Origin of the sequence: Geomicrobium sediminis (genome assembly GCF_016908595.1) — a bacterium.
In the GTDB taxonomy this organism is placed as follows: domain Bacteria; phylum Bacillota; class Bacilli; order Bacillales; family Marinococcaceae; genus Geomicrobium_A; species Geomicrobium_A sediminis.
On the sequence record NZ_JAFBEC010000005.1, the window covers coordinates 258,528 to 281,348 of the forward strand.

27 protein-coding genes and 1 pseudogene are annotated in these 22,821 nt (G+C 41.1%); 17 read left to right on the forward strand and 11 right to left on the reverse strand.

Features of this window, described 5'->3' with window-relative positions; genetic code table 11:
- Positions 1-140: 140 nt before the first annotated feature.
- From JOD17_RS10335 to JOD17_RS10360, 6 genes are all read left to right on the forward strand, one after another.
- Entirely contained in the window at positions 141-797 is a 657-nt protein-coding gene (locus tag JOD17_RS10335) for a GntR family transcriptional regulator (protein WP_204697537.1), read from the forward strand.
- Between the two features lie 2 nt (positions 798-799).
- The gene (gene biuH, locus JOD17_RS10340; protein WP_204697538.1) at positions 800-1,501 is read left to right on the forward strand and encodes a biuret amidohydrolase; all 702 of its coding nucleotides are present in this window, start codon (positions 800-802) and stop codon (positions 1,499-1,501) included.
- A complete protein-coding gene (locus JOD17_RS10345; protein ID WP_204697539.1) occupies positions 1,498-1,914 on the forward strand; it encodes a cupin domain-containing protein in 417 nt (138 codons plus the stop codon). The genes biuH and JOD17_RS10345 overlap by 4 nt, the downstream gene beginning before the upstream one ends.
- Positions 1,907-2,584: an isochorismatase family protein gene (locus JOD17_RS10350; RefSeq protein WP_204697540.1), complete on the forward strand. Its 678-nt coding sequence runs from the start codon at positions 1,907-1,909 to the stop codon at positions 2,582-2,584. The genes JOD17_RS10345 and JOD17_RS10350 overlap by 8 nt, the downstream gene beginning before the upstream one ends.
- A gap of 121 nt (positions 2,585-2,705) precedes the next feature.
- Positions 2,706-3,011, forward strand: coding sequence for an ArsR/SmtB family transcription factor (locus tag JOD17_RS10355; RefSeq protein WP_169965195.1), 306 nt, complete (start codon positions 2,706-2,708; stop codon positions 3,009-3,011).
- Positions 3,012-3,092: 81 nt separating this feature from the next.
- Positions 3,093-3,992 (forward strand): cation diffusion facilitator family transporter, encoded by a 900-nt coding sequence (locus JOD17_RS10360; protein ID WP_204697541.1) that lies wholly within the window; start codon positions 3,093-3,095, stop codon positions 3,990-3,992.
- A 181-nt stretch (positions 3,993-4,173) separates the two neighbouring features.
- On the opposite strand, the gene JOD17_RS10365 is transcribed toward JOD17_RS10360, so the two are convergent.
- From JOD17_RS10365 to JOD17_RS10385, 5 genes are all read right to left on the reverse strand, one after another.
- Entirely contained in the window at positions 4,174-4,659 is a 486-nt protein-coding gene (locus tag JOD17_RS10365; protein ID WP_204697542.1) for a winged helix DNA-binding protein, read from the reverse strand.
- Between the two features lie 17 nt (positions 4,660-4,676).
- Complete coding sequence (locus JOD17_RS10370; protein WP_204697543.1) at positions 4,677-5,477, reverse strand: N-acyl homoserine lactonase family protein; 801 nt, start codon at positions 5,475-5,477, stop codon at positions 4,677-4,679.
- Between the two features lie 295 nt (positions 5,478-5,772).
- Positions 5,773-6,702: a YitT family protein gene (locus JOD17_RS10375; protein ID WP_204697545.1), complete on the reverse strand. Its 930-nt coding sequence runs from the start codon at positions 6,700-6,702 to the stop codon at positions 5,773-5,775.
- Between the two features lie 30 nt (positions 6,703-6,732).
- Positions 6,733-7,647 (reverse strand): YitT family protein, encoded by a 915-nt coding sequence (locus JOD17_RS10380; protein WP_204697547.1) that lies wholly within the window; start codon positions 7,645-7,647, stop codon positions 6,733-6,735.
- 101 nt (positions 7,648-7,748) lie between these two features.
- The gene (locus tag JOD17_RS10385; protein ID WP_204697549.1) at positions 7,749-8,402 is read right to left on the reverse strand and encodes a TetR/AcrR family transcriptional regulator; all 654 of its coding nucleotides are present in this window, start codon (positions 8,400-8,402) and stop codon (positions 7,749-7,751) included.
- 128 nt (positions 8,403-8,530) lie between these two features.
- On the opposite strand from JOD17_RS10385, the gene JOD17_RS10390 reads away from it, so the two are divergent.
- The 3 genes from JOD17_RS10390 to JOD17_RS10400 all read left to right on the forward strand — a co-directional run bounded on the left by JOD17_RS10390 (position 8,531) and on the right by JOD17_RS10400 (position 10,477).
- Positions 8,531-9,271 (forward strand): SDR family NAD(P)-dependent oxidoreductase, encoded by a 741-nt coding sequence (locus tag JOD17_RS10390; RefSeq protein ID WP_204697551.1) that lies wholly within the window; start codon positions 8,531-8,533, stop codon positions 9,269-9,271.
- A 280-nt stretch (positions 9,272-9,551) separates the two neighbouring features.
- A complete protein-coding gene (locus JOD17_RS10395) occupies positions 9,552-9,716 on the forward strand; it encodes a hypothetical protein (RefSeq protein WP_204697553.1) in 165 nt (54 codons plus the stop codon).
- A 29-nt stretch (positions 9,717-9,745) separates the two neighbouring features.
- On the forward strand, positions 9,746-10,477 hold the full coding sequence (locus tag JOD17_RS10400; protein ID WP_204697555.1) for a class I SAM-dependent methyltransferase: 732 nt from the start codon (positions 9,746-9,748) through the stop codon (positions 10,475-10,477).
- Here JOD17_RS10400 and JOD17_RS10405 read toward each other — a convergent pair.
- Positions 10,474-11,196, reverse strand: a complete 723-nt coding sequence (locus JOD17_RS10405; protein WP_204697557.1) for a gamma-glutamyl-gamma-aminobutyrate hydrolase family protein — start codon at positions 11,194-11,196, stop codon at positions 10,474-10,476. The genes JOD17_RS10400 and JOD17_RS10405 overlap by 4 nt on opposite strands.
- A gap of 91 nt (positions 11,197-11,287) precedes the next feature.
- Here JOD17_RS10405 and JOD17_RS10410 point away from each other — a divergent pair, with 91 nt between their 5' ends.
- Both JOD17_RS10410 and JOD17_RS10415 read left to right on the forward strand, forming a co-directional pair.
- Positions 11,288-12,742, forward strand: coding sequence for a phospholipase D-like domain-containing protein (locus JOD17_RS10410; protein ID WP_204697559.1), 1,455 nt, complete (start codon positions 11,288-11,290; stop codon positions 12,740-12,742).
- A 107-nt stretch (positions 12,743-12,849) separates the two neighbouring features.
- Positions 12,850-13,323: a hypothetical protein gene (locus JOD17_RS10415; RefSeq protein WP_204697560.1), complete on the forward strand. Its 474-nt coding sequence runs from the start codon at positions 12,850-12,852 to the stop codon at positions 13,321-13,323.
- A gap of 148 nt (positions 13,324-13,471) precedes the next feature.
- Here JOD17_RS10415 and tatC read toward each other — a convergent pair whose 3' ends face one another.
- The 3 genes and pseudogenes from tatC to JOD17_RS10430 form a co-directional block, all read right to left on the reverse strand.
- On the reverse strand, positions 13,472-14,224 hold the full coding sequence (gene tatC, locus JOD17_RS10420) for a twin-arginine translocase subunit TatC (RefSeq protein ID WP_204697562.1): 753 nt from the start codon (positions 14,222-14,224) through the stop codon (positions 13,472-13,474).
- 443 nt (positions 14,225-14,667) lie between these two features.
- Positions 14,668-14,901 (reverse strand): twin-arginine translocase TatA/TatE family subunit, encoded by a 234-nt coding sequence (tatA, locus tag JOD17_RS10425; protein ID WP_204697564.1) that lies wholly within the window; start codon positions 14,899-14,901, stop codon positions 14,668-14,670.
- A 13-nt stretch (positions 14,902-14,914) separates the two neighbouring features.
- A pseudogene (locus tag JOD17_RS10430) lies at positions 14,915-15,191 on the reverse strand (GMC family oxidoreductase); the annotation flags it as partial.
- Between the two features lie 268 nt (positions 15,192-15,459).
- On the opposite strand from JOD17_RS10430, the gene JOD17_RS10435 reads away from it, so the two are divergent.
- The 6 genes from JOD17_RS10435 to JOD17_RS10460 all read left to right on the forward strand — a co-directional run bounded on the left by JOD17_RS10435 (position 15,460) and on the right by JOD17_RS10460 (position 20,342).
- On the forward strand, positions 15,460-15,732 hold the full coding sequence (locus tag JOD17_RS10435; protein ID WP_204697565.1) for a hypothetical protein: 273 nt from the start codon (positions 15,460-15,462) through the stop codon (positions 15,730-15,732).
- A 44-nt stretch (positions 15,733-15,776) separates the two neighbouring features.
- Positions 15,777-15,989, forward strand: a complete 213-nt coding sequence (locus JOD17_RS10440) for a hypothetical protein (RefSeq protein WP_204697566.1) — start codon at positions 15,777-15,779, stop codon at positions 15,987-15,989.
- A gap of 433 nt (positions 15,990-16,422) precedes the next feature.
- Positions 16,423-17,481, forward strand: coding sequence for an iron-siderophore ABC transporter substrate-binding protein (locus tag JOD17_RS10445; RefSeq protein WP_204697567.1), 1,059 nt, complete (start codon positions 16,423-16,425; stop codon positions 17,479-17,481).
- Positions 17,474-18,511 carry a FecCD family ABC transporter permease gene (locus JOD17_RS10450; protein ID WP_204697568.1) on the forward strand — a complete coding sequence of 346 codons (1,038 nt, stop codon included), beginning with the start codon at positions 17,474-17,476 and terminating at the stop codon, positions 18,509-18,511. The genes JOD17_RS10445 and JOD17_RS10450 overlap by 8 nt, the downstream gene beginning before the upstream one ends.
- A complete protein-coding gene (locus JOD17_RS10455; protein WP_204697569.1) occupies positions 18,508-19,539 on the forward strand; it encodes a FecCD family ABC transporter permease in 1,032 nt (343 codons plus the stop codon). Before JOD17_RS10450 ends, JOD17_RS10455 begins: the two co-directional genes overlap by 4 nt.
- Positions 19,539-20,342, forward strand: a complete 804-nt coding sequence (locus JOD17_RS10460) for an ATP-binding cassette domain-containing protein (protein WP_204697592.1) — start codon at positions 19,539-19,541, stop codon at positions 20,340-20,342. The genes JOD17_RS10455 and JOD17_RS10460 overlap by 1 nt, the downstream gene beginning before the upstream one ends.
- A gap of 723 nt (positions 20,343-21,065) precedes the next feature.
- Here JOD17_RS10460 and JOD17_RS10465 read toward each other — a convergent pair.
- Together JOD17_RS10465 and JOD17_RS10470 are read right to left on the reverse strand one after the other, a co-directional pair.
- Positions 21,066-21,767: a LysE family translocator gene (locus JOD17_RS10465; RefSeq protein ID WP_204697570.1), complete on the reverse strand. Its 702-nt coding sequence runs from the start codon at positions 21,765-21,767 to the stop codon at positions 21,066-21,068.
- A gap of 290 nt (positions 21,768-22,057) precedes the next feature.
- Positions 22,058-22,537, reverse strand: a complete 480-nt coding sequence (locus tag JOD17_RS10470) for a DinB family protein (RefSeq protein WP_204697571.1) — start codon at positions 22,535-22,537, stop codon at positions 22,058-22,060.
- Between the last annotated feature and the right edge of the window lie 284 nt (positions 22,538-22,821).

A 22,821-nucleotide genomic window follows, 5' to 3' on the forward strand; every position in this document is an offset into this window, starting at 1 on the left:
GTCTAACAGTTTTTTTATTTTACTACTGATTAGACTACAAGCTATTACCAAAAACCATGTTAGAGAATGTCACAAATCAATTGAGAACCTATAAAACTGACTATAAACTAACTAAAATGTGATCACAAAAAGGAGTGGGCATGGAAAAGATAAGTAAAAGAAAATCCGATGAAATCTACTCGAAACTTAAAGAAGATATTATTACCGGTGTCTTAACACCTGGAGAGAAACTATCATTTCGAAAAGTCGCGCAGAATTACAATGTAAGTATGATGCCTGTACGTGAAGCGATGACACGCTTACACGTTCAAGACCTTATCACTATCAATAAAAAAACAATCCGTATTAAAAAATTGACAGCTTCAGAAGTTGAGGACATTTTTCAAATGCGATTCAAGCTTGAAGCTATGGCTGTAGAAAAAGCCATGTTCAATATTGGTGATCAGGAGAAAGATGAATTGCTAAATACTGTTGCAGCCATGGATCGTATGCGTCACCAACCTGCAGAATGGCAAAAGCTTAACAAACAATTTCACTTACAATTATATCGATATGCAAATTCGAAAATCTTACAGTCAACTTTAGAGAATTTATGGTCATCAGTTGAAGCCTACATGCACCTTTATGTTGTTTCACGTTCTACTGACCATACTCTGGATATTTCTCACAAGGAACATCTTGAGTTAATTTATTTAGTCTACCGTAAAGAAGCAGCGCAATCTGTTGACTTGTTATACCGACATTTAATGAATACAAAGCAAGTTATTTTACAAGAACTAAAGCAATTAGGAGGGTGAACATGACCATCGACGCTCAACCCTACAATTGGCCGTATCATGGTCAATTATCATTCGAAGAAACGGCTCTCATTATTATTGATATGCAAATTGATTTTTGTGGAGAAGGTGGTTATGTTGACCGTATGGGCTATGATCTTTCTCTTACAAGAAAAGCAATTCAACCAATTAAAAGCTTGCTATCTGCTTATCGAGAACAAGACTTAACGATTATTCACACTCGTGAAGGTCACCGCCCAGATTTATCTGACTTACCCGACAATAAACGTTGGAGAAGCAAAAACATTGGAGCAGAAATCGGAAGTCATGGACCGGCAGGAAAAATTCTCGTTCGAGGTGAGAAAGGCTGGGGAATTATCCCAGAACTTGAACCTCTACAAGGCGAAATAATTATCGATAAACCTGGTAAAGGAAGCTTTTATGCTACAGACCTTGATTTAGTGTTACGTACCCGTGGCATAAAAAATTTAATATTAACAGGAATTACGACAGATGTTTGTGTCCACACAACGATGCGCGAAGCCAATGATCGAGGATTTGAGTGTCTCATTTTAGAAGATTGCACAGGTGCTACCAAAAAATCCAATCATGATGCGGCTATTGATATGGTCAAAATGCAAGGTGGGGTTTTTGGCAGTATAAGTCATTCTGATCATGTCTTAAAAGCATTAAATTCCAATAAACAGGAGGCAATAAGTCTATGAAACAAGCATCAGTAAACACTTATGAATCACTAGAGTGGAACAAATTCACAGAACATATCGACGTGTACAATCAAGAAATTTTTTCTGCAGAAGAAGCTAACAACATTCAAGTCAATGTTAGTTCTATTTTACGAGAACATTTAAAGCCCGGCGGGCAAGTTGTTCCACATTATCACAGTGTTGCAGAAGTGATTCATATTACAACAGGTGAAGTTGAGCTTTTAAAAAATGGTGAATGGGTGCCTTATCAAGCAGGAGACACCTTTATTATTCCAAAAGAAGTCGTTCACTCAGTTAGAAACGTTGGAAATAAACCATCAGAACAAATAAGCGTTTTTCTGCCTGTAGAAGACACCACAACAGATAACTCTTTCTTTGATACCGTACTTGTAGAGTCTGAAACGAGTGTCTGAAATTGTTGTAAAGAAAAGCGAGCCCCACTCAATCCAGTTTGAGTTTGAAAAGTCTGCACTACTAATCATCGATATGCAAAATGATTTTTTGTTGCCCGGAGGTTTTGGAGAAAGGTTGGGAAACTCTCTAGCAAATATCCAGTCTTGTATCGAACCCATTCAAGCAATCTTACAAAGCTACAGAAGACTAAATGGAATGGTAATCCACACCAAAGAAGGACATTCTCCTGATCTTTCTGACTGTAACCAATCTAAATTAGAGCGTAGTCGTTTACAAGGTGCCGAAATAGGGAGTGAGGGTCCTTTAGGTCGTCTTCTCATCGCTGGGGAATATGGGAACGAGATCATCGACAAACTCAAACCTATTGAATCTGAATGGGTGATACAAAAGCCTGGGAAAGGTGCCTTCTATAATACAAACCTTAAAGAAACCCTAAGAGACAATAACATAACTCACCTTATAGTAACCGGAGTGACAACCCATGTATGCGTACATTCTACCGTTAGAGAAGCCAATGATCGAGGGTTTAATTGTCTTATTATTACTGATGGTACAGCTGCATTCGACCTCCAAGATCATCACTCTGCATTGCATATGATTACACAACAAGGTGGCATTTTCGGTTGGACAACCTCTGCCAAGCAACTCATTCAAGCAATGCCCTCATAACCTCCGGGGACAGCCCCCCACTGCGTTTAAAGCGCCGGGGGACTGTCCCCTGAATTTGCTCTTGAACCTCTATTCTTATAATGATAATATGAGCATATGCTCATATAAAGGGAGTGGGTTCATGGAACATTCATACATAGACCTCGATGAGGAAACACTATTTATCGTATCTCAAACATTTAAAGCACTCGGCGACCCGACGAGAATAAGAATCTTGCATTTGTTAGCGGAAAAGGAATGTTCGGTCGGAGAAATTGTGGAGCATTTATCACTTGGCCAATCAACGGTTTCGCATCAACTACGCTTTCTAAAAAACCTCCGTCTCGTAAAATCACGACGGGCAGGGACGTCGATTTATTACTCACCCGAAGATGAACATGTGTTAAAAATTCTAGAAAAAACGATTCAACACGCGACGCACGATTAAGAACTTTCCCATCTGCGTCGTTTCTTAACACACATTATATGCACACATGATCATATAAGACAGATAGAAAGGAGTACACTCATGGGACACCATCATCATCACGGACATCACCACCATCATCATGCCACCGGTGAGGCAAATAAGAAAAACTTAGTCTATGCCATGATCATAATTGGTAGTTGGATGATCATTCAACTTTTCGGAGGACTTTGGACGGGAAGCTTGGCTTTACTTGCTGATGCCGTGCACATGTTCAACGATTTCTCCAATTTACTTATCAGCTTCTTTGCGATCGTACTTGCCAGTAAAGCGGCAACGGCAACACGAACGTTTGGTAACCATCGTTATGAAGTGCTCTCATCACTTTTAAATAGTGTCATGCTCCTCGTAATTGCATTTTTCATTATCCGTGAAGCAATACAACGTTTTATTGAACCACAAGCCGTAATGGGTGGTGCAATGATCGTTATTGCTTTTATCGGTCTCATTGCAAACGTTGTTGCATTGTTTGTTTTAATGCGTGGCGATGTGAAAAACAACTTAAATATGCGCGGAGCTTATTTGCATGTATTGTCAGACACACTCGGTTCGGTCGCTGCGGTCGTAGCTGGAATTATTATTTTAACGACAGGGTGGTACTTCGCAGACCCAATCTTAAGTATTGTTATAGCTCTGATGATTTCTCTATCAGCATTTCGATTATTAAAAGATACCGTCCACGTTCTGCTTGAAGGAACGCCAGCTCACCTTGATGTCGGCGAGATTAAGAATGAATTGCTTTCGATTGAAGGGGTTGCAACGGTTAGTGATTTGCACATTTGGACAATTACTTCTGGAATCGAGAAACTAACCGTCCATTTAAAAATCAACTCAGATCAACCCTCAACTCACGACGACGTCCTCCATAAAGCAAAAACGTACGTTCATGATTCCCTACACATTGCTAAAAGTACAATTCAAATCGAGAGAGACCCCCATTAAGGCCTCTCTCGATGTTTTGCGTTTTTAATGATCTTTACGATGATGCGAGATAGTAAGCCGAGCATAAAAAATGCGATGAATGGTAAAAGTGCTACGTCTGGATATGCCAACAACAGAAAGAAAAAATACACACTTAATAAAAGACAACACCAACTAATGATTTGTAACAGTGTAGCTAAAATCATAATTCCCCCGAATCGGGGTCACCCTCATATAACGAACGTTTTCTAAAGACAGAATGAAAATCGGTCTGCTCAATGTATTTTGTAAATAATTGATTCAAGATCTTCAACTCTTCTTCTGTGTAAATTGATTGAATGTGTTTATACAACCGGTCTTCAATCTGTTTTACCGCTGTGCATTTTTGTTTTCCTTGATTGCTAAGACGATATCTTCTTGCCCTTTGATCTTGTTCATCGGTCTTGCCTTCAACGAGCCCGTTTTTCACTAACGTGTTTACCAATCGTGAAGGACTGCCCGTTTCACAAATTAAATGTTGTCCAATTTCTTTTAGTGTGAGCATTGAGCGTTCATTTAACACGGTCAGTACTTCTGCTTGAGATGGTGTTAAATCTAATTCTTTCAATTGAACAGTTAGTTCACGATTGCCCGCCCGTTGCATCGCTAAAATATGATAACGAAATTGTTCTTCTTGTTGATAATACACCGAATCCCTCACTTTCGTTACAACGTTATCGTCATCGGCTTTATAGTAGGGTCGTGATTTGCAAATACATAATCGACTTGACTTGCTTGTTGTTGAACCCAGCGCAATGACTGTTTTGCTTGCTGATCATCGACCGTAATCCCCGGTACGACTAATTCTTCCCACGACTGAGGACAATAGCCTGTATCATTCACGAGCAGCATCGATGCACGACTCGTTTTCAGTAAAACGCTGAACATGCCTCGGCTATGACCCGGCGTATGGATGAGTGTAACACTGCCGTCACCAAACAGATCATAACTTCTATCGACAGGTCCTAGACCACTCTCTTCAAAATCAAACGTAATGAGCGATGCGCCTTTCCACATCGTTTTATTATAACGCATTCCTCGATTCGCAGCCGCCCACTCTTCTCTACTAACGAGGATGGACGATGCGCCCTGCACATGGTTTAGACCGCTAACATGGTCTGCATCAAGATGACTAAGCAGTACGTAGTCGAGGTCTTCCGCACGGTATCCTCGAGTTTGCAGTAACTCTCGAATTGACTCACCTTCTGGCAAGAAACCCTTAAACATAGAATGTGCTAACGTGCCTAAATGTTTTCGCTGATTCGTTCGGATTTCTTCATGCCACCCCGTATCAAGTAGTAATAGGCCTTTTTGATGTTCAATTAAGTATGTAGAAACAGGTACCCATATCTTCCTCTTTGAACTTCTCAACCAACCGGTATACGGTGCTGGATGCCACCCCTTTTCTTTGAGTGCTAACGCTTGGTCAATTTGCACTTTACCTGTGTGCATAAGATGTACGTTCAATTGGTCTCGCTCCCTTTTACATGACGTGTCATTCAATTATAGATGACGCATCATGTAAACACAAAGAAAAACAGCCTCTCGTACCAAAGAGGCTGTCTTCCTTTACCCAAAGGGCATGTGGGATTTTTATATAGATCTAAAGGGGTCTTCTTCACAGTACAAAAATTCCCCCCTAGATACAATAGAATTAACGAACACTAAACAAAAAATTGAAACAATTTACATTCGCGCGGGGACAGACCCCCAGCGCGGTGATGCGTTACACTACCGGGGGACTGTCCAACTCGGTAACGCTTTACACTACTGGGGGACTGTCCCCTTGAGTTGTTCGGTTTTCTTCGTTGTTCTCGTCTTCGCTTAGTGCTTCGACTTCTTCCTCGATTTCTTCCTCTGTCGTCTCGACGGGTGGGGCGAAGAAAGTTCCGCCTGACACGTCTTTCACGTTGTGAACGACAACAAATGAATTCGGATCCACTTCTCGGATCAGGCGCTTTAACATGAGCAATCGGTAACTCGGTACAACGACATACAAAATGTAATGTTCCTTTTCTGTAAACGTCCCTGAACCGTTGAAATACGTCGCACTTGAAGTCATATTGACGGTAACACGCTTTGCAATTTCACGATACTCTGGTGAAACAATCGTGACAGCTTTCTTCGCATCAAAACCACCAATCACGTAGTCACTTGCAACTTTACCGATAAACAAAGCAATGATCGTGTAGAGTGTATACAACGGTCCAATAATGAACACACCGGCAAACACAATGACTGCATCCATAATAAACGTCGTTAAAATTACATTCCACTCGTAACGTTGGGCGAGTAACCTGGCAATCGTTGACGTACCGCCAATTGAGCTTCCTGCTTGAATGATAAATCCGAATCCGATCCCCATCGTGAGCCCGGCAAATATCGCAGCAACTAAAGGATCACCAAGTGGGGTTGTTACCATTCCCTCTGTTATAAAAATAAATAATGATAGCAGCGGAACGTTAATCATCGTCTTCATGAACATGTTACGCGGTAAAAACTTATAGCTCACCAGTTGTAGCAAGATAAATGAAATAAATGTGATCACACCTGGGGACCATCCAAATGCGTAAAACAAAAGTAAAGCAATCCCCAAAATCCCGCCATCGGCGATTTGGTTTGGCATGGCAAACACCGTGACAGAGAGCGCACAAAGCGCCGTCCCGAATAATACGAATATGGCTTGTTTCATATTGCACCTCCACCTAAAACAAGTGAAACTCTAGCGCCCTTTAAAGACGTTCGTTCGACCCGCTTGTTTTTCATAATATCGTTGTTCTTTTTGATCCGTTTGAAACGTTTTCTGTGAAGGGTCATGCGCTTCATTAAAACTCCCCCCACTCACATCTTTAACCGTGTGCACGACGGTAAACGCGTTCTCATCCACTTGTCGAACGATTTTCTTTAAGTAAAACAGACGTTGCTTAGGAATGGCAACATAGATTAAGTTTTCTTCTGAATTATCATGGTCGTTCGTCCCTTTCAAAATTGTCGTATGCGATCCGAGGCTTGTCCGTATCGCTTCCGCAACTTCCACCGTTTTCGGCGTGAAAATGTGAACAACCTTCTTTGACTCAAAGCCTTCAAGCACATAGTCTGTCACTTTTTTTCCGACGAACAATGCAAGTACCGTATACATCGTCATTAACGGTCCGATAATAAATACCCCTGAAAGTACAATGAGCGCATCTAATACGAAATTCGTCCCCGTTAGTTCCCAGCCGAACTTGTAATTGAGCATACGAGCAATCGTGGAGGTGCCTCCAGTCGTACTTCCAGATCGAAAGATAAATCCAAAACCGATTCCAGAAAAGAGACCTGTGAACAACGCCGCAAGCATAGGATCCGGAATGCTCTGACCTGTACCTTCAAATATGTAAATGAATAAAGAGAAAAGCGGGATTGTGACAAGCGATTTAATAATCATATCCCTTGGTAAATAGCGATAGCCAATTAATAGCGTGACTCCATTTGCAACGAGCGTTACGAGCGCTGGTGAGAGACCGAAACCATGATAAAGCAAAAGCGCCAACCCTGGAACTCCCCCCTCAGCAAGATTGTTCGGCATCGCAAACAACGTGACAGATAAAGAGAAAAATAAAATTCCGGTAACGAGAAATACATAGTTTTTAAGCATAAAACAACCTACTTTCACAAAATCAACACAAGCACAGTTTATGATTCCCGTTTTGCCAGAGAAAAACACGTAAAAAACCGACAGGAACCTGATCCTGTCGGCTAAATTGGGGATGAATCGCTACATACATAAGAAAGTATCATCTCTTTGAGCATTTCTTGTTGCTTGTGTGGGGCAATGTCTTCTTCTGAAAACGTAATGGGTGACTTTAATGTAATGTTGCTTCCGAACGTTCCATAACTATTAACCGCAGTGATTATCGCCTCTTTTATCGGAATGTCACGGCGAAAAGAACCGTCTTCTGTCCCGTCGTCAACAAGATGCATAACGAGGTCGGCGATGCGTTTTTGCGTCTCTATATACTCCTCAATCGTGTCGAGAGGCTCGTCTGAGAACGAGGCATAGCTTTCAAATGCTTCACGAAACGTTGCACTCTGAGTGAGTGTATCATCTTCTCGAATCGTTAATAAGTCAAAAATCTTTACGAGTCGCTCGAAAGCTGTCGTCTGTTGGTTCACAACGAACTCAAACGAGTGAATGTGCTTTTCAAGGTTGTAACTTGCAACAGCAACAATTAAGCGATCTTTCTTCGGAAAGTAACGAAATAACGTTGCAACGCCTATATCTGCTTTATCGGCAACTTCTTGCATTTGCACTCGATCAAACCCTCGCTCAAGAAAAAGCTGCTCAGCCGCTTGAACGATGCTTTCATAACGTCTCGTTTTATTTTGCATGCGTTTTCCGTTAGTGGTCATAATAATCTCCTTTACTACAAACGATACCTTATTGTAGAGTACAAAATTATTGCCTGCAGGGAAAGCAAAGGGTATAATTAAAAATGATAGTCGGGCTATCACAATTGTAAATAGGGAGGCTGTTTCAAATGAGACTTCAAAATAAAATTGCTTTGATTACAGGTGCCGGTAGCGGAATGGGTGAAGCAGAAGCCCTTCGTTTTGCTAAAGAAGGTGCAACAGTCATTGCCACAGACATTAATGAAGAAGCTGTACAACAAGTTGTAAAAACAATCACTGCAGCAGGTGGACAAGCTACTGCTTATAAACATAACGTCGCTTCACATGAAGATTGGAAGCAGATCATGGCTGATGTTAAGGATCAATTTGGACGACTTGATATTCTCGTTAATAACGCAGGAATTTCATTACCAACTCCTTTTGAGCAACAAACGGAAGAAGATTGGTCAAGAACGTACGGAATTAACATCAACGGCGTCATGTTCGGAATGCAACAAGCCCTTCCACTAATGGAAGAGGATGGTGGTTCAATCGTGAACATTTCATCCATCTCTGCATTAACCGGAATGGCTGGCGCTGGAGCGTACACAGCATCCAAAGGGGCTGTTCGCTCAATTACAAAGGCTGCAGCTGTTGATTATGGAAAGAAGAACATTCGGGTTAATTCCGTTCATCCAGGGTACATCGTTACACCGATGAGCGCCCCTTCTATGGAACAATATAAAGATTATTTCTTAACGCAAGTCGCATTACCGCAACTTGGAAATGCTGAAGAAGTCGCAAATGCCGTCCTCTTCCTCGCTTCTGATGAAGCGAATCACATCACCGGTATTGAACTGCCCGTAGATGGCGGCGTAACGGCAAAGTAAGTACTCAAAAAGAACGTTGTCTCCCTCGACAACGTTCTTTTACTGTTAATCGAACTAAAACAAGAAAGATTCCATCATAAAACATGAAAATCATCACATAACTGGTTTTATGGTAGAATTTCACGCTTAAATTGACCAAAATTTATTAAAATCCCCACATAAACCACCTGGACTATTCTGTTTCTCAGACCAAGGGATTCCTCGATCAACTAAGAACGTTCTCTTTTCAACGTGTACATGATACGATACGCTTGACTGAACGATTGGATTAGGTGATTTTATGTCTAGACGAATTGTCGTTGCACTTTTAGCTGGAGTGAGTACACTACTCACATTTATAATTCTGCGTTATTTCTCAATTGAGCTTACAACCCTCGAACATTGGCTACTTCTTGCCATCATTGTAGGGCTTGCTGTCTTGTTTGGCGCAAAACCTGCAAAGTAATTTTACATAGTAGAAAAGGATGACCACCGATGAATAACATCACAGCGTATTGGGATGAACGAGCACTTGGCTACTCTAAATCGAGTGTTGAAGAACTATCCGATGAAACGAAACACAAATGGCAACAGTATTTACTACACTACATCCCTGCCGGTCAGCAGTTGAAATGTCTCGATCTCGGTTGTGGACCTGGTTTTCTTGCCCTCTTACTTCAAGAGATGGGCCATACGGTTTATGGTGTTGACACGTCTGAATCGATGATTGAACATGCCAACGCAAATGCGGTGACAAAAGGATTAACAATTGATTTCTCTGTTATGGACGCACAGTCGTTGCAATTTGACTCGGACACGTTTGACTTCATTGTCACTAGAAACGTGACGTGGAACCTTTCTTCACCGGAACAAGCATACGATGAATGGTTACGTGTATTAAAACCTGGCGGTCGCTTTCTTAACTTTGATGGCAACCATTATTTGCACCTTTTTGATGATCGCTATGCGAATTTTCGTAAATCAAACGTGTACGAAGACCCTCATCAAACGGTACACCTTAAAGGAATTAATACGAATACCATTGAAGAAATTGCACGGCAACAGCCTCTAAGTTCAGTTGAGCGACCTGCATGGGATCTCGCTTTCTTTCAAGATCAATCGGTGAAAATAATCGATGTACAAACGACACCAATAACGTTCACGAATGATAGCTTAGAAACTGAGACGGTCATCGATCGCTTCCACCTTTGTGTAGAAAAGTTTTAAACCGGCATGTTCACTTTCGCATGATCCACAAAAGCACGGAATAACGCTTGGCTGGAAGGACTTTGCACATGAAATTCAGGATGCCATTGCACCGCTAGCACAAATTCGTGATCTCGATGACCAATCGCTTCAACAAGTCCATCATCTGCGACCGCATAAGGTTCAAAGCCTTCTGCTAAGTCCTTAATGCCTTGATGATGATAACTATTAACCTTCAATGTGGTCGTTTGAACGATATGATACAGGGAAGAATTAGGATGAATAGACACTTGATGGATTGGACGATCATACGGTGGCTCTTGCTTATGTAGGATGGGTTCATCTTGCGCAATGTCCGTTGGTAGATCTTGATAAAGGCTCCCCCCTAAAGCAACATTCATAAGTTGTAGACCACGACAAATACCGAAGGCAGGCTTATTCATGTTTAACACTTCATGGAATAGCGCATACTCTAATTCATCTTTCTCTTTACATACTTCACCACACAGATTGCTTTTCACTTCTCCATATAACGCCGGGTTCACATCGTGACCACCCGTAAATAGAAAACCGTCATACATACTCGTTAGCTGCTGAATCGAAGCCTGATCATTCATAAAAGGTAAGACGACAGGGATTCCACCTGCAAGTTCAATGGCTTCCATGTATCCTGGAAGCATCCAATAGCTATTCTTTTCATAATCATAAAGTGGCGTAACTCCAATTACTGGTTTCGTCATCACTAATACTCCTTTTTAGCTACAAGCATTTCACATTATTAGATAATTCACAAGAGTTGATCTGAAGACCATGAAACGAGGTGCTTTTGTTTTGAGATCCTTAAAACAGCGACCCCTTAAACGATATACTGTTGGCAAATTCCTATTGCTTTTGCTTCCGTTTTACATTGTGTTTATGATTTATGGCATTTACAAACCTTTTCCTGATGAATCATTAAGCTACGATAGTGGGTGGCACGATGTATCCTCGGCACAACTTTTGCTTGATGAAACGTTTACGGATAACGGGGCGACCGTTCATGACCATGTGATTTTTGAGAAAGTCGAAGAAATGATCAATGAAGCAGAGTCTTTCATTCTCGTTGATATGTTCCTTTTTAATGATGAATACCCAGCTGACCTGGACTTCCCTACACTTTCCAATTGGCTTAGTGCTCAACTAGCTTTAAAGAAACAAGAAAACCCTGATATGACCATTGTTGTTACGACAGATCGCATAAATAGCTTCTATGATAGTCGTGAACCAGCACATATAGAGTTTATGAGAAGTGTGGGTATTCATATTGTCTGGACGGACATGTCAAAAGCTCCTGACTCTAACCCGATTTACTCCGGAGCTTGGCGTGCGTTTATGCAATGGTTTGGGACACCAGCGGGTGGGTATTTGCCGAGTCCATTTAGCTCGGAAGCCGAGCCCGTTACACTACGAGGATACCTTGATTTGCTTAATTCAAAAGCAAACCACCGTAAAGTCGTGCTAACTGAACAAAGCGGGCTCGTCACATCCGCAAACGCTCACGATGCGAGTGCTTACCATTCAAACGTTGCCTTTTATGTAGAAGGGGAACTTGTTCATCATTTATTAGAAACAGAAAAAGCAGTCGCTCGTTTCTCTGGAGCAGAAGACGTGCTAGAAACGTTAGAAGCCAACCCAACAAATCAGGGAGCAGACGAAAACATTCAAGGCAAAGTCGTCACAGAGTATGCCATTAAAGCGGAAATTTTGCGCACCCTTCAAGAAAGTGGTGAAGGAAGCGAAGTCTGGCTTGGCTTGTTCTATCTCTCCGATCGTGATGTGATTAATGAATTGAAGGATGTTGCAGAAAGAGGCGCCATCGTTCGATTGATTTTAGATGGGAATAGCGAAGCGTTTGGGCATGAGAAAAACGGGGTACCCAACCGTCCTGTTGCAGATGAACTTGAGCGAGCCCATTCGAACATTCAAGTTCGTTGGTACAATACGGACGGTGAACAATACCATACAAAAATGATGTACATTACAAATGGTAATCAAGCCGTCGTTACTGGTGGTTCAGCTAACTTTACGAGACGAAACTTAGATGACTACAACTTAGAAACAAACGTGATGTTTGCAGGATCTACTGACCATGAGATGATGCAACAACTAGATAAGTACTTCGTTCGCTTATGGAATAACGAAGAAGATCAGCAATACACTTTACCGTACGCTCATTACGGTGAACAATCCCAATGGAAATATTGGCTATATCGTGTTCAAGAAAGCACTGGTTTATCAGCGTTTTAACCAAAATAAACGCGTTGCCTTCAATAGGGGTGCAGACATAAATGAACGTAGTCTGCACCGTTTATTCGTCGACTGGCCTTACCAACCTTGCTCAATAAGGAGAATTTATGTTACTTATTGCTTCTTACCTCATCGTCTTATTGTTACTTAGTGTTGTATCCGGCGTGTTTCTCCTCGCCTTAGGGTTTGCAGGTTCGTTAACGCCATTTCAACTCGTCATCGCCTTAAGCGTTGCACTCATCATGTCCTTTTTAACGTTCAACTCTTATTTCCGTCGGCACATGCCAGAATCCGATGTGCTTGAAGAGCTGAGGACTCGCAACTTCCATGTTATGTTGCTCTTCATAAGCCTTTGGTTAGCAACATGTAGCACCTTGCTCTCTTCGTTGTTCGTTACACCCTATCACGTATGGATCTTTTATCTAACCCCTTTTCTCCTAACGTTTGTCTGCCTTCTTCTCGTCCGTTATGTTCTTCAGAAAAAAGTTCAGTACTCACTTGCTTTTCCTACGATCGTCTTTGTTGTTACCGTCACGTATACGGTACATCTGTTCATCATTTATTTCAAAGAGCTCATGTGATGATGAAAGATCAATTAACGATAAGTAAAGCGAGTATTTCTCAACATCTCACGATTTTATATCTAGCGTAGTTAGTGTATGCCAAACAGGGCAGTAAGTCTTATTAAAAAAGCCAGAATCGATGGTTTGTCGATTCTGGCTTTTTCGCTTATGCCTCTGTGCTTTCTTCCTTGTTTGCTTCTTTGCTTGCTTTTCTCTTAATTACCTTTTTCGATACGTATATTCCGACTTCGTACAAGATAATAAACGGAATTACCACAAGAAATGGTGTAAAGAAATCTGGTGGTGTAATTAACGTTGAAATGACTAAGAGAAAGAAGTACGCATATTTTCTTGATTTTGCAAAGGTCTCTGGTTCAACAATACCTAAAGACGTTAAAGCCATAATGATTAACGGCAATTGAAAAACAAAACCTATTGGGATCGTCGTCATCATGAGAAATGAAAAGTACTCAGACGCTGTGATCATCATGTTAAAATGCATTTCACCTAGCTCAATAAAGAACATAAACGCAATCGGATGGATGACAAAATAACCAAACGAGAGTCCTAAGACGAAGCAAAGAAATACAGCAGGTATGTAGTTGAACATCAGTTTAGACTCACGGTCACTTAACGCAGGTTTAACAAATCGCCATGCTTCAAAAACGATGTATGGCAGTGATAAACCAACACTAAGTATTCCAGACAAATAAAAATACAATTTAATGGCATCTAGCGGACCGAGCATAACGAGCTCAAAGTCACCGACTAAGATATCCATGTAAAATCTCAACAATATAAACATGGTAATAAAAAGTAATGAAAAAATGATGAGTGTTCGAATGACAGCTCCTCGTAACACGGAGATATGATCCAATGTTGGCTGTCGATCCATTTCCTCAGTTGTAGTTCCACTCATGGCAACAGACCTGTTACTAATAACGCGTAAAAAGCCTCTTTCGTAACTCCGAGAGACATTCTTCGCTTTGAAACTGTTACTAGTAACAGTTTCACCTCGCTTTCCTATGTTAATCATTACGAGCGTTTTTTGATAGATTCCCTTCAGCATGAGCATCCATTAAGGTTCAATCCACTTTCATTTAATCAACCGTGTTTATGACCGATGCTTATGTTCGACTCGTATCGTTTCTTAAGTAGACTATTGTGACTTGCCCCTTAAATTAGTTGTATGTATTCGTTCAAACGAAAAAAGTTAATATCGTTTACATGCTATGAAAATATAATAGATTGAACAGGAACCCCAACTATTAAATATAGCGATACTCCATCCATCTGTCTATACTTATCTTCTTTAATTTCATGCTAAATACGAGGAAAAGCTGAGAACAAAGTTCTCAGCAATTAATCTTTCTTTTGATCATCATGAGCAATCGTCGTAACTTGAGCATCTTTCGGAACGTTCTGTTCAGACTTAGGCTCTTCATCATCCATTAACTTGTTCGTCGTCTTCTTAAATTTTGAAATCGTTTGCCCAAACGCTCCACCGATTTCTGGTAACTTCTTCGGCCCAAAGATCAACAATGCTAATAGTAGAATAAGAATCAAACTCGGAATTCCGATGTTTAATGGACTCATACTCATTCCCTCCTTAGTGATCGTCTTCAACTAATAGTCTAGGGTCATCAATATAATCAAGAATGCCTTCTGCTGCTCGGTAAGCAAGCGCTGCAACCGTCGGGTTATTTCCGCCATTATGTGAAAACGTAGACGCTCCTGCAACAAACAACGGATGTATCACTAGATGCCCCTATAATCGTACCACCGGTATTATGAGTCGTTTGATACGGAACAATATCATAATCTCCAGTCGCATGGTTTACTTCTTCAACAATATCAGCACCCATCTGCTTCATGACCTTGCACTTTCTGACTAGTCATTGATAAAAAAAGATTCACATAGAGGTCTTTACTCTGTTACGTTTCTACGTTTATTTTTCTCCAATTAATGGAATAAGGGTACTACGAACTATAAAGCAGGAACGCCTTTTAACAATTCTTATTATTCAATATAAGAGGTCCTAATCGGGAGGATCGTACTTGCAAAAACGTTTTGTCTGTTCATTCGTCGTCGTTGCACTTTTGGCTGGCTGTTCTCAAATTTTACAGAAGAGTGATGAAGGGTAGTCTTGGGAAGTGGAATTTCAAGCGGATCAAACGGTTGATGCGGAAGAAACCAGTACCATTACTTTCAAGTATTTAGAGGATCCCGAAGAAGTTGAAGAATTTAGTTTTGACTCAAATACGGGTGTTACGGTTAGTGGCGCCTCCTTACATGGAAGCGAGACGTTTACATCCGGAAGCGAATGCTCAAGGTGTATGCAAACCCCTGATCAACCGATTGAGGTCGATATTCATTGGTTAACTGTTGAAGGTGAAGAATTCGAAGAATCGTTCACCCTTGATTAATGGGATTTTCTCTTACGTTTCATCTACATTTCGGAGGTGTACAGATGAGTAATTTTAAAAAAGGAATGAGGCATTCAAGATATCGCACTGTGCTCTTAAGTATTACGGCAATGCCAGTGATTGCTGTTTTAGGTTTCCTTGATGTCATACCAGTCTCCAATACGCTAGCTTGGTTAGCCCTCGCTGCGTTCATCGTTGGTTTAATCGTCTTCTTCGTTTCATTTAACGGTAAGCAATCTGCAGACTCTAAAGGCTGAACGCCTCTTACGATTGCTAGATGGTGGTGGTATTCATTAAGAAAAAATACATGCTTTACTTCGGACTCGCATTCATCGGTGCACTGATCGGCATCGCCATTTCTCAAATGACCTTTACTTAACGCCAAAGCACAATTTGGCGTTTTTAATTTGCATTTTCATAACCGTTCAATTTATTTCTTTTCTTTTTTTTTCATGCTTTTTAATAACGAATGTTTTATCGCTCACTTCCTCCTAGAGTGCTTCAGTGATATGGTATCCAGGATTTCAATTGCTAACTTACAACCTTATTAACCATGACAACCTTTTAACAATAGTGAAAAAATTTAATTGACAATCGTTATCAGTCGCTATACACTGGCTGAGAATGATTATCATTTTCGAATTCATTGCTGTCATTCGCAATTACATACACAAAGGGGTTTCGATTAGTATGAAACGTTCTCATCTTTTATTTTCATCCGCTTTACTCTCACTTGCTTTAGTCGCATGTTCCGATGAATCGAGCGATACGACTTCTGCAACAACATCTGATGATGAAGGAGAAGAAGCTGCTACACCTGAAGAAAGCTCTGATGAACAAATTGTCATTGAGCATGCCTTTGGAGAAACGGTTTTGGACGAAAAACCTGAACGAGTTGCTACAGTTCAATGGGGAAATCAAGACATTGCCCTCGCATTAGGGGTTGAGCCAGTTGGCTTCTCAGCCGCAAACTATGGCGTTCAAGACGACAGTGGTCTTCTGCCGTGGACGAAAGACCAGCTCGATGAACTCGGTGTTACCGATCCGAATATTTATCAAGATACGGATGGCTTAGACTTTGAAGCGATCTCTGACTCCAACCCTGATGTAATTCTTGCAAGTTATTCTGGTATTACACAGGAGGATTATGACTTACTTACGCAAATTGCTCCGGTCGTTGCTTACCCTACCACGCCTTGGACAACACCTTGGCGAGAGCAAGTGCTCATGAACGCTGAAGGAATGGGAATGAAAGCCGAAGGCGAGCAATTGATTGAAGATACAGAAGCAACCATTGATGACGCTCTTGAAGATTATCCAGAAATTAAGGGAAAAAGTGTCGTTTGGGTAAACTTCTCTGCAGATGATCTATCGAACCTACACTTATATACACCTGCTGATACGCGTGTTTCATTCTTAAAAGAGGAATTAGGCTTAAATACACCTGACGAAGTTGAAGCGATGATTGAAAATAAAGATGAATTTTACCTTAGTTTAAGTGCAGAAAATGCCGACGTGCTAAATGATGCTGACATTATTATCGGTTATGGCGATGAAGACTTGTATGAAGCTGTAAAAGCCGATTCAAGACTCGGTCAAATTCCTGCCATTGAACGAGGGTCTGTCGTGATGGTCGGCAATGCAACACCACTCGCTGCCGCTGGTACTCCGAATCCACTTTCAATTGAATACACGATTGAAGAATATGTAGAACTTCTTGGAGACGCAGTCGAAAAAGTTGATGAGTAATTCCCGTATTTCATCGCAAGAAAATCACGTATTTGTTCCAAAAAGGTTAACGAAAACGATTGTAATTTCCGTTGTATTGCTGATCATCGTCAGTGCTCTCTCCCTTGCCTTTGGTTCTCGTTTCGTGACTTGGAATGAACTGATGACTGGGCTCTTTTATCCTAAACAAGATTCGTACGGGGCAAGCGTCGTTCGCGAACGCATTCCCCGTACGGTTTTTGCTCTCTTTTGTGGTGCTGCACTCGGCGTGTCTGGTGCACTTATGCAGGCGATCACTCGCAATCCAATTGCTGATCCTAGTATTTTAGGCGTCAATACGGGTGCTGCACTATTTGTTGTTAGTGGCTTAGCCTTTTTTAATATAAGCACTGCCAGTGAATACATTTGGTTTGCGATTGTAGGAGCGATGCTAACTGCCATCTTCGTTTATGCGATTGGATCTCTTGGACGGACTGGTGCAACACCTTTAAAGCTTGTCTTAGCCGGTGCAGCCACAAGTGCCGCTCTGTCATCGCTCGTAAGCGCCGTATTAATTCCTCGAACCGATGTAATGGATCAATTCCGTTTCTGGCAAGTAGGAAGCCTAGGATCCGCAAGCTGGAATGCAATTCTTACGTTTTTGCCGTTTCTTATAGTTGGCGTCATACTAGCAATCTGTACTGCACCTGCGTTAAATGCGCTTGCACTCGGTGATGACGTGGCAAAGAGTCAAGGTGTTCAGCTCACAACGTTGCGCATTTTCTCTGCGTTTGCAGGTGTTGTGTTATGCGCAGTCGCAACGGCCCTAGCCGGTCCCATTGGCTTTATTGGGTTACTTGCCACCCACCTTGTTCGTTTATTGCTCGGCCCCGATTTACGTATTGTCATCCCGATGGCCGCCATTGCTGGTGCGGTGGTTTTAACGTTTGCTGACGTTGTTGGTCGTGTAATCGGAAGTCCTGGCGAGCTTGAAGTTGGCGTCGTTACCGCTCTAATTGGAGCTCCATTACTAATCTACTTAGCGATTAAATTGAAAGTGCGTTCACTATGACTACAAATTCTCTTATTACAATTAAACGCGGTCGTCAAAAAAGACAACGTCGCTGGTTACTCGTTAACCTTTTATTAATCATTACAGCTATGATTCTTTGTGTTGCCATGTTGTTGCTCGGGAATACGTTTCACCATCCTGCTGATGTATTTCGGGCTCTTACTGGTGAAACTGTTGAAGGCGTATCATTCGCTGTAAACAACATTCGTTTACCACGAATGCTCGCTGGGTTACTTGCTGGAATTGCATTTGGCATTGCCGGTAACACGTTCCAAACGATGTTACGTAACCCGCTGGCGAACCCTGAAATCCTTGGTATTACAGCGGGATCAAGTGTTGCTGCACTATTTTGTATTTTAATCTTGCAAACGAGCCAAACCGTTACATCGTTTAGTGCTGTAATCGCAGGATTACTTACCGTTATTGTTATTTATTTTCTTTCACGAAGTGGCTCGTTTTCCATCGGTCGACTCATTCTAGTCGGAATTGGGATTCAAGCGATGTTAAGTGCGGTTATCTCTTATTTACTTATGGTTGGGGGTCATCAAGATCTTCCTTCTGCTCTTCGCTGGCTAAGCGGAAGCCTTAACGGTGTACAGATGAATAGTCTTGCTCCACTCGTCCTTGTAGTCGTGATTTTCTTGCCGATCATTATCTTCTTAGGACGACACCTTCAATTGTTAGAACTCGGTGAACAAGCAGCAATTTCACTAGGGCTTCGAACGGACCTAACGCGCGTTCTACTTATCGTTAGTTCCGTATGCATGATTGCGTTTGCCACATCTGTTACAGGACCAATTGCTTTCGTTGCTTTCTTGGCAGGTCCAATTGCGAAACGGATCGCTGGCGTCGGGTATTCAAATGTTCTGCCCGCTGGACTTGTGGGTGCGAATTTAGTTCTTGCCGCTGACTTGATTGGTCAATTTGCATTTGACGTACGCTTTCCAGTTGGGATTATTACGGGAATTCTTGGTGCGCCATTCTTGCTATATTTATTGATTCGCATGAACCGAAGGGGAAGTTTATGATAAAACCGAAGCATGATTTTCAAGCAGAAGAAATTGTCGCAGGCTACGATCAGAAGACGATTCTAAACAACGTAAGTATTGCAATTCCGAGTCATAAGATCAACGTAATTATCGGTGCAAATGCGTGTGGGAAATCCACTTTGTTAAAAACGATGGCCAGACTGTTAAAACCAGACACAGGAGCGGTTACATTAGATGGGAAGTCCATTCACCAAATGCCATCTAAAAAACTCGCGAAATTGTTAGGCTTACTGCCGCAATCTCCGATTGTCCCCGAAGGGATTACGGTAACAGACCTTGTCGGCAGAGGACGTTACCCTCATCAATCGTTTTTTAAAGGGTGGTCAAAAGAAGATTATGCCGCAGTTGCTGAAGCGATGGATATGATGCAAATTACAGAACTTGCAAATCGAAATATTGATGAGTTGTCTGGCGGGCAACGTCAACGAGTCTGGATTGCTATGGCACTTACTCAACAAACGGACATCCTCTTTCTCGATGAACCAACAACGTATCTCGACATTACGTATCAAGTCGAGATCCTTGATCTCTTGACCGACCTGAATAAAAAGTACGGAACAACGATCGTGATGGTGTTACATGACATTAACCTAACTGCTCGTTATGCGGATTATATATTCGCATTACGCTCTGGTCAGCTTATAGCAGAAGGGACACCAACCGATGTGATTACGAGTACACGTGTGGAAGAGATCTTTGATATGAAAAGCGAAGTGATTCTAGATCCAGTATCAAAGACCCCACTCGTCGTTCCGATTGGAAGACACCATCAACATATGTAATAATAAACCCACCAAAGAAGCAGGTACCCTCCAAGTACCTGCTTCTTTGGTGGGTTTGATGTGGTTAATAGAAGACGCTTTTCTGTTAAGTTACTTCATGATGAAAATGAGAACCTACTTTGTATACAACATTTGTACATAGCAGTTATTCTAGTTATTCAGTCAATTGCAAGATGGACCAATAAGAGTAAAAACAAATAATTATGCCTTCATCTCGGTCGATCGTTGAATGTATGCTCATCTAAATAAGTTGAACTAAAGATTATCCCCTTATCCCATGATTTTCACTGCAGACGGATGCTTGCACCCCTGGCACAAGGGCAACATCGGCTCCTGCTTCACAGTCACCGTGTCTTCTATGCCGCGTAGTAGCGGCCGAACCTTCTCAGGCTTTTCGCCTTGCGGGGTCTCGACTCGCTCCTTCTTACGCAGGCGTCACCGACTTACGTTCCAACATTGATGTTCGTTTTAAGAACTCAATTATTCATGCAGGTCGTAATTGTATCTTCTCCGAATCAAGAAATTCATTTTTCATTCTATATAAAGGAGTTGAAGTTAAGCCATATTATCTGGAAGATTATCTTTCAGGAAAATATTTAACCATTCACATTTACTCTAATTTGCCTCTACAATTTAAAAAGCTCTTATTAAGAATCATGATCCAATTCACGAAGATGGGTGCAATCCTTATTATTACGAGTTAGCGCTCTTTTACGAAATTAATCATTTTGGTGGTCTTTCTGTCGCAAGCCAAGTTCCTAATCCGATCATCGTCAATCCTGATAATTGATTCACTCGTTTATCTTTATTGAAAGAGCTTCTATTCTTTGAGAGTAACCAGCCAGAAAGAGCATAAATCCAGGCACAGACAAATTCAATAAAGATATAAGCAATACCTGTAATGAAAATCAATACAGGAATATTGTTAGCTTGAACACTAATAAACTGAGGTAAAAATACTGCAAACAATATATAGGCCTTAGGGTTAGACATTGCCACAATAAATTCTTGTTTAATCGCCTTTTTTACGGATGTAATTTCCTCATCATATTTTATCGGATCACTTTTGCAAAGCATTTGTATTCCTAGATAAATTAAGTATACAACACCGATCCATTTTACAATCTGAAAGAAGGCTGATGATGCTGTTAATACTGTTCCTAAACCTAAAGCCACAGCTGTAACCATTATCAGAAAAGCACTAAATCGACCACTCACAGCACTTATTGCCACTTTTATACCGTGAGTATAGCTATTCCTTAATGATAAAATTTGATTTGGGCCAGGAGTAATTGCCATGATTATAGAGGCAACAATAAAGCTTCTCCATGTAATATCCCTCAAATTTGAGGCGTTAAAAAGAAATACCAGAGTAATAGAAGACAAAATTGAAAAAACAATGATTGATGACAATTTCAGCTTCATTGTTGCACCCCCATACTTTCTAGCTGTACCTGCTTCATTCGTTATCGAACATATAAATAAAGGAATTCGATGGGTGAATTACTCCATTGCTAGCGGTCTAGTGGCTTAATGCTTTTTCTTCAATAACTCCCCTATAGACTGGGGAATTTTTCTCTACTTTTTTGCGGGATTATCATTCTACGTTTCCTTGAAAGTACTAGAGGTAACTACACGCAAACTTATTTCTTCATAAATTAAAGCGCACACCCGATAATGGCATAAAGTGCTTAGATTAACGCGACCACTTTATTTCATGTATAAGAATGCTTTTTCATTTTTCTTATATAAGCAATTTGGCCAATATGATACGCATTATGGGTCGCAGCATTACCAATCAGGGCCCACCACTCAGCTTCTACAGGAAATCCAGCCACGGTTGATTCTAACGTATCTTCTTTTGTGATTAGTGCTTGCCATTGCAACAGCACATCTAATAGCTGATCTTTAAGTTCTCCAAATTTTTTCTCTTTAGAGACGATAAAACTGTCTGCATTATCCTCTAATGACTGTATAGCATTGAAGTTAGACTGAATATATCGTTTTTGCCACACCTCATTCCAATAAATAAGATGCTGGATGATTTCTGCAATACTATGACTTTCAGTGTCAGGCTTCCAAAATGCATCGTCGTCATTGATCCCTTCTACAACTTCTTTAAAAGAAACATACCAGCTTCGATCATTTGCATTTGCTAATAACTGATTTAATAGGACTGCTTTCGCATCAACCATAACATTTCATCCCCTATAGCATTTATGACCTTATAAACCTTTCGACCTTCCTCAATCATATCCTCTCAGTAGCCGATTTAAATCACAATCTTCCCATTCACAAAAAGCGCAATCCTTATTGCAGGATTGCGCCCGATTGCTGAAGATCAATGACTTAATTAACATTACCACTAATAAATAATAACTCTAAAAATCCATATATTATAGGATTTTCTTTTAATTATAAGTAGACATATAACTAAGCACGATTAATGACTTCTAACTTAGTTTATGTCTAATCTAAT

Bases quoted from the DNA above. Each gene is read 5' to 3' on its own strand.
- JOD17_RS10335 (WP_204697537.1), top strand. From the start codon at position 141: ATGGAAAAGATAAGTAAAAGAAAATCCGATGAAATCTACTCGAAACTT.
- biuH (WP_204697538.1), top strand. From the start codon at position 800: ATGACCATCGACGCTCAACCCTACAATTGGCCGTATCATGGTCAATTA.
- JOD17_RS10345 (WP_204697539.1), top strand. From the start codon at position 1,498: ATGAAACAAGCATCAGTAAACACTTATGAATCACTAGAGTGGAACAAA.
- JOD17_RS10355 (WP_169965195.1), top strand. From the start codon at position 2,706: ATGGAACATTCATACATAGACCTCGATGAGGAAACACTATTTATCGTA.
- JOD17_RS10360 (WP_204697541.1), top strand. From the start codon at position 3,093: ATGGGACACCATCATCATCACGGACATCACCACCATCATCATGCCACC.
- JOD17_RS10375 (WP_204697545.1), bottom strand. From the start codon at position 6,702: ATGAAACAAGCCATATTCGTATTATTCGGGACGGCGCTTTGTGCGCTC.
- JOD17_RS10380 (WP_204697547.1), bottom strand. From the start codon at position 7,647: ATGCTTAAAAACTATGTATTTCTCGTTACCGGAATTTTATTTTTCTCT.
- JOD17_RS10385 (WP_204697549.1), bottom strand. From the start codon at position 8,402: ATGACCACTAACGGAAAACGCATGCAAAATAAAACGAGACGTTATGAA.
- JOD17_RS10390 (WP_204697551.1), top strand. From the start codon at position 8,531: ATGAGACTTCAAAATAAAATTGCTTTGATTACAGGTGCCGGTAGCGGA.
- JOD17_RS10395 (WP_204697553.1), top strand. From the start codon at position 9,552: ATGTCTAGACGAATTGTCGTTGCACTTTTAGCTGGAGTGAGTACACTA.
- JOD17_RS10400 (WP_204697555.1), top strand. From the start codon at position 9,746: ATGAATAACATCACAGCGTATTGGGATGAACGAGCACTTGGCTACTCT.
- JOD17_RS10405 (WP_204697557.1), bottom strand. From the start codon at position 11,196: ATGACGAAACCAGTAATTGGAGTTACGCCACTTTATGATTATGAAAAG.
- JOD17_RS10415 (WP_204697560.1), top strand. From the start codon at position 12,850: ATGTTACTTATTGCTTCTTACCTCATCGTCTTATTGTTACTTAGTGTT.
- tatC (WP_204697562.1), bottom strand. From the start codon at position 14,224: ATGAGTGGAACTACAACTGAGGAAATGGATCGACAGCCAACATTGGAT.
- tatA (WP_204697564.1), bottom strand. From the start codon at position 14,901: ATGAGTCCATTAAACATCGGAATTCCGAGTTTGATTCTTATTCTACTA.
- JOD17_RS10440 (WP_204697566.1), top strand. From the start codon at position 15,777: ATGAGTAATTTTAAAAAAGGAATGAGGCATTCAAGATATCGCACTGTG.
- JOD17_RS10445 (WP_204697567.1), top strand. From the start codon at position 16,423: ATGAAACGTTCTCATCTTTTATTTTCATCCGCTTTACTCTCACTTGCT.
- JOD17_RS10450 (WP_204697568.1), top strand. From the start codon at position 17,474: ATGAGTAATTCCCGTATTTCATCGCAAGAAAATCACGTATTTGTTCCA.
- JOD17_RS10455 (WP_204697569.1), top strand. From the start codon at position 18,508: ATGACTACAAATTCTCTTATTACAATTAAACGCGGTCGTCAAAAAAGA.
- JOD17_RS10465 (WP_204697570.1), bottom strand. From the start codon at position 21,767: ATGAAGCTGAAATTGTCATCAATCATTGTTTTTTCAATTTTGTCTTCT.
- JOD17_RS10470 (WP_204697571.1), bottom strand. From the start codon at position 22,537: ATGGTTGATGCGAAAGCAGTCCTATTAAATCAGTTATTAGCAAATGCA.